Consider the following 4,779-nt stretch of genomic DNA (forward strand, 5'->3'; position numbering starts at 1 on the left):
CCCCGCAGCGCCCAACCCGGGAGACGACTGACGGCTTGGTGCTGGCGCCGACATGCGGATCACCACAGCCAGACCCCTGACGCCCTCAGCGCTCTGGGCGCCCTCGCGGAACCCTCACAGGCGCTGGCGATGGCAAGATCCTCCAGGTGACCGGCGCAGCGCCGGGCCGCCGCCTGAACCCATCGGTTCTCACCGCCTCCGCACCGACAGGCACGCGCTCGCCAAAATCGGCGATTGGTGGCGCTGAGACCCATCACCTGGCGATCTGTACGACAGCGCCCCGCGGTGCGGCCCGAGGCGGGACGCCGGCAAGAGGGATTTTCCCCACAGGGAGCTAAGAAGCGGAAGCGGAGCGCACCTCCACCCTTTCACCCGCCAGAAGGCGGGTGCGGCGGCCCGAAGGCCGCCGCGACGCGGGCCTAAGCCCGCGCCTTGACCACCTGGTGACGGATTCCCTTCTCGCCGGCCTTTTGGCCGAGATTGAGGGCCGGTCCGAAAGGCTGCAGTCCAGCGCCCCGCTCGGGATTGAGTGTGTTCGTCAGGGTGAGCACGCACACCGGTTCGAGGGCGATCAGTTCGTCGTTGGCCCGGAACGGCGCCGCACGGCCGTGTCGGTCGAAATCGGCCTTGGCGAGCACCAGCGTCACGTTCTTCTGCTTGGCCCACTTGATGGCGATCTTCTCACCGCCCTTGGCGCCCGTGGTGGCCAGCGCCATCTGCGGCCATTGGACGAGAGCCCAGTTCAGGGCGTCGAAGATCCGGTTCGCATCGTCGGCGGTATCGGCCTGGGGAGCTGCCCGGAAGGCCACGATGATCGCGCCGGGGTCGGTCGCGGAGTGCTTGCGGGCCTTGGCGGAACGGATGGCTTCACGAGCCTCGATCTGGGCGGCCGTGGTGCGCGAGGCCCTCGAAGTGCCTTTCCAGGGGCTCCAGACGTCGCCTGTCGATGTCGTATAGCTGGCGGCCGCGGCGTCTCGGACCATCTCAAGGGCCAGGGTGGCGACATCGGCGGCGCGGGCCTTTTGGGTGGCGGCCTGCATCTCGGTGTCGGCGATCTCGGAGCCGTCGAAGTCGCGGGCGAAGCGGTTGAGATCATCCCGGGCCTTGTCGGCTTCACGCTCGATGCGCTGGGCGGCGGAATGGAAGGCGCCGATCAGGGACTCGCAGATGGTCGACTGAAAATCCTCCAGGGCCGTCTCGGAGAAGACGTCGAGCACTTCGTTCATCAGGGCGTGGCCGAGCTGTTGGAGAGCGTCTTCTGCAGGGTGGACTCGGGGGTCGTCGAGCAGCAGGGCCTGGGCCTCGAAGCTGCTCATGGCGCCAGTTACGGGAGAGAAGGCTGTAAGTTGCATTGGGAGGAATCCCTTTTCGGAGTGGGTGCGGAGCCCATCGGCTCGTTGACCGTCTCGCGCCGACGGCCGGCGTCCCCCACAAGGGCTTTGAGCGCAGCGTCCCTTGTGGTGGGTGCCGGGCGGTGGCGAGGTCACAACAAGCCAGAGGGGTTCGGGCCCTCATCGACAGGACGGATCCACTGCCTCTTGCACTCGCTCCCGCATCCCTGGCGCCGTGGGATCGGGGTCCAGGACCTGCGATGATCCCGCCACACTCCCAGACGCACCAACCCCCGGGCCTCGCCGAACGAAGCGCCGGCCTCCCCAAGATTGAAGGGGGGCAGCCGACACCGAGAACACTGCGCCTCTCCGCCGTCAGCACAGGCTGAAGCCGACCGGGCTCATCACAACGCCGGCCGCGCCGGCTCCCCTCGCCGACATCCGGCGCCCGCCAACCAAAAGGCCCGCGCCGGCATCCGTCACTCGTAATGTGCTCTTGACGGATCTCTAAGCGTCCTTAAGCGCGTTCAAGAGCGCGCGCCTTGCAGGCTCTGCGGAATTGTGGTTTGCTCTCTGACGCACAGTAAGCCTTATAACTGGCTCTTGAACGCCCATGCCCGCCCGCAACACGCTGCTCCTCGCACCGCCCTATCCCGTGGAACTTGCCCTGACAGAACTCGGGGCGAACTTGCGGACAGCGCGCCTGCGTCGAAACCTGACCATCGAGGAGGTCGCTCAAAAGATTGGAGCGGGTCGCCGCGCCGTGTCGGACGCCGAACGTGGCAAGCCAACAACCAGTGTCGCGATCTATGCCGCCCTGCTTTGGGCCTTCGACCTTCTCGCCGACATGCACAGCCTGGCCGACCCAGCTCGCGACCAGGAAGGACTGATCCTCTCACGCTCAAAAGCCCGCGTCCGCGCCCGGCGCGGCGAAGCCTTGGACAACGACTTCTAGGGCCAATGACTGGGGGGGTTGCGGCGGCCGGGCCGTTCGGATGCTGCGCCAGCGGCCTCTTGTTGCCATTTTGCCACCGCGTGATTATTATTCTCTGCGTGGAGATACATTATGTCTGATCCAACTCGCCTCTACACGCCAGCGGAGGCTGCCGCGGTCAGCGGCTTGGCGCTGAAGGCGGTCAACAACGCCATCGACAAACACATCGTCGACATCGTTCGCCCGGCAGCGGCGGGTCGGCGGACGATCCGGCGCTACCTGACGCCCACCCATCTCGTGTGTCTGCGCCTGGAGCACGGACTTGTCGGCCGATTGCCGGTCGAGCGCCGGCAAGGACTATTTCGAGAGGTGGCCGCCAAGCCCGACGCCAAGCGGCTCAATGCTGATGATCTGCTTCTGGTCGATATCGGGGAAGCCCGTCGCCAGGTTGCTGAGCGAGTGCGGGACTTGGACGAGGCGGAACAAATCATCCACATCGACAAGGATACGCTGGCTGGTGAACCCGTGTTCAAGGGCACGCGTATTCCCATCTATGGCCTGGTCGCCATGCTAGAGGCCGGCGCAACGCCCGATGAGTTGATAGCGGGCCATTCCAAACTTGATCACCGCAAACTCGGCCTGGCTCGGCTTTGGGCCGCCGCGCACCCACGCCGTGGCCGGCCTAAGCGCCTGACCGACTTTGGCTTCACGTTGAAGTCGACAACGCGACGCCGCCTGCCGTCTGATCCTTTGAAAGCGCCGCCAACATCAGGCTCCAGCAGGTCTTGAGATTCCTGATCGACGAGTGCTTGCACCCAACCCTGGCCGACGTCGCTCATGGCGCCGGCCATGAGGCGCATCACGTCAACTTCCTGGGTCTGGCCTCGACCAAAGACCACGACCTGATGCCTAGAATTCTTGAAGGCGACTTCGTCTTCGTCACCAACAACGCCGCCGACTTCCGGCGCCTCTATCAGGCCCAGGCGATCCATGCCGGGCTGGTGATATTGGTGCCTCAGGCGCCGCCGACCCAGCAGAGGGTGCTGTTCCTGGCGGCCATGGAAGAGATCGGGCCAGACAACGGATTGATCAACGAAGCCCTGGAGGTTCTCATCGACGGCGATGAGGTGATCTTCAATCGATATGAATGGCCCGCGCTCTAATCGCCGAGGGGGCATCCATGACCGGCGCGCCGACTGCGCCGAGGGCGCCTAGATCAACCCCAGCGCCTTGAAGCTCGCGACCTCGGCGCGCCCGACAATGACGTGGTCATGCACCGCGATACCCAGAGTCCGCGCGGCGTCGATGATTTTCTTGGTCATCTCGATGTCGGCCGACGAGGGAGTCTGATCGCCACTTGGGTGATTGTGGACCAAAATTACCGCACTGGCCGACAGTTCTAAGGCGCGGCGCATCACCTCCCGCGGATAGACGGGCGCATGGTCGACCGTGCCCTGGTTCATCACCTCGTCGGCGATCAGCTGATTCTTCTTGTCGAGGAAGAGAACTCGAAACGCCTCGCGCTCGCAGTGCGCCATGGTGAGCTTCAGGTAGCTGAACAGCGCGGTCCAGGAGGAGACGCCGAAGCGGGCCGGCAGCTCCGCCAAGGCGAGGCGCTGCGTGGCGGCGTAGATCAGCTGAAGGTCGATCGCGACGCCGGCGTCGACGATCGCCGACAGGGATGCGATGTCGGCCGCCAGGACCCGCCTCAGGCAGCCGAAGCGGCCGAGAAGCGCGGCGGCGTGGGCCTTGGCGCCGCAAGGCATCGATCGTGAGAGCAGGAGTTCGAGCGTCTCGGCGTCGTTGAGGCGGTCCAGGCCGCCAGCCCTGACCCTTGCGCGAAGAACATCGGCCGAGGCGTCCGGGCGCGACGAGCCGGCATAGCGAGCGGTCATCTCGCCCACGCCCGGCGCGGCGGCGAACAGATCGGCGGTCTGGGAAGGTGTGGCGTCGTTACGATGGGAAGGTCTGGGCATGGAAGCCTCAAGCAGCCAGCGCCGGACCAAATCCCGGTTCGCTCGCGAGCTCCCGCCCTTCCTCCGACTTTCCCATCGGGCAGGGCAGGGCGGGCGCCGACCCCGCCAAACCCTCGCAACACCGGGGGAGAGGCCCGGCGCCCTTACGCGGCCAGGGGTTGGCTGGCCTGCGCCGGCTGGCTGTAGGCGAGCAGGTGATCGACGGCCCGTTGGGCGTGCCCAGAGGCTTCCAGCAGGGCGCCGGGCCGGTCCTTCAAAATCTTGACCCAGTGACCGAGATACGCCGCGTGGCTGTCGAGGATCTGCGGCCTTAGCCCGATCCGCAGTCCGATCGCCGCACTGCCGATTTCGGCGACAAGCTCCTCGAACGCATAGGCGGCGTCGCCGAACCGCTGGCCGAAGGTGCGGCCCAGGCGATGCTCCGCGCCGCTCCAGTGGGTGTTATGCCGACCTCGGCATAACGTCCATAATGCCGGGGTCCAGATTATGCCGCATGGCCGGGACCAGCGGTTGGCGCGCAGCCTTCCAGCCACGCGCC

Annotated in this window: 6 protein-coding genes; 3 read left to right on the plus strand and 3 right to left on the minus strand. The window is 66.1% G+C overall.

Going from position 1 to position 4,779, the window contains the following annotated elements; translation table 11 throughout:
* Positions 1–419 precede the first annotated feature (419 nt).
* Positions 420–1,352, minus strand: a complete 933-nt coding sequence (locus OCL97_RS22330) for a DUF2493 domain-containing protein (protein ID WP_377371894.1) — start codon at positions 1,350–1,352, stop codon at positions 420–422.
* Positions 1,353–1,944: 592 nt separating this feature from the next.
* Between OCL97_RS22330 and OCL97_RS22335 the strand changes: the two genes are divergently transcribed.
* The 3 genes from OCL97_RS22335 to OCL97_RS22345 all read left to right on the plus strand — a co-directional run bounded on the left by OCL97_RS22335 (position 1,945) and on the right by OCL97_RS22345 (position 3,428).
* Positions 1,945–2,286 carry a helix-turn-helix transcriptional regulator gene (locus OCL97_RS22335; protein WP_377371895.1) on the plus strand — a complete coding sequence of 114 codons (342 nt, stop codon included), beginning with the start codon at positions 1,945–1,947 and terminating at the stop codon, positions 2,284–2,286.
* 111 nt (positions 2,287–2,397) lie between these two features.
* Entirely contained in the window at positions 2,398–3,054 is a 657-nt protein-coding gene (locus tag OCL97_RS22340; protein WP_377371896.1) for a DUF433 domain-containing protein, read from the plus strand.
* Positions 3,051–3,428 (plus strand): DUF5615 family PIN-like protein, encoded by a 378-nt coding sequence (locus tag OCL97_RS22345; RefSeq protein ID WP_377371897.1) that lies wholly within the window; start codon positions 3,051–3,053, stop codon positions 3,426–3,428. Before OCL97_RS22340 ends, OCL97_RS22345 begins: the two co-directional genes overlap by 4 nt.
* A gap of 48 nt (positions 3,429–3,476) precedes the next feature.
* Here OCL97_RS22345 and radC read toward each other — a convergent pair whose 3' ends face one another.
* Both radC and OCL97_RS22355 read right to left on the minus strand, forming a co-directional pair.
* The gene (radC, locus tag OCL97_RS22350; RefSeq protein ID WP_377371898.1) at positions 3,477–4,271 is read right to left on the minus strand and encodes a RadC family protein; all 795 of its coding nucleotides are present in this window, start codon (positions 4,269–4,271) and stop codon (positions 3,477–3,479) included.
* Positions 4,272–4,384: 113 nt separating this feature from the next.
* The coding region (locus tag OCL97_RS22355; RefSeq protein ID WP_377371899.1) for a zincin-like metallopeptidase domain-containing protein at positions 4,385–4,779 on the minus strand (395 nt) is incomplete at its 5' end.

It is taken from the genome of Phenylobacterium ferrooxidans, assembly GCF_042714595.1.
GTDB classification, from domain to species: Bacteria; Pseudomonadota; Alphaproteobacteria; order Caulobacterales; family Caulobacteraceae; genus Phenylobacterium; species Phenylobacterium ferrooxidans.

Bases quoted from the DNA above. Each gene is read 5' to 3' on its own strand.
- OCL97_RS22335 (WP_377371895.1), top strand. From the start codon at position 1,945: ATGCCCGCCCGCAACACGCTGCTCCTCGCACCGCCCTATCCCGTGGAA.
- OCL97_RS22340 (WP_377371896.1), top strand. From the start codon at position 2,398: ATGTCTGATCCAACTCGCCTCTACACGCCAGCGGAGGCTGCCGCGGTC.
- OCL97_RS22330 (WP_377371894.1), bottom strand. From the start codon at position 1,352: ATGCAACTTACAGCCTTCTCTCCCGTAACTGGCGCCATGAGCAGCTTC.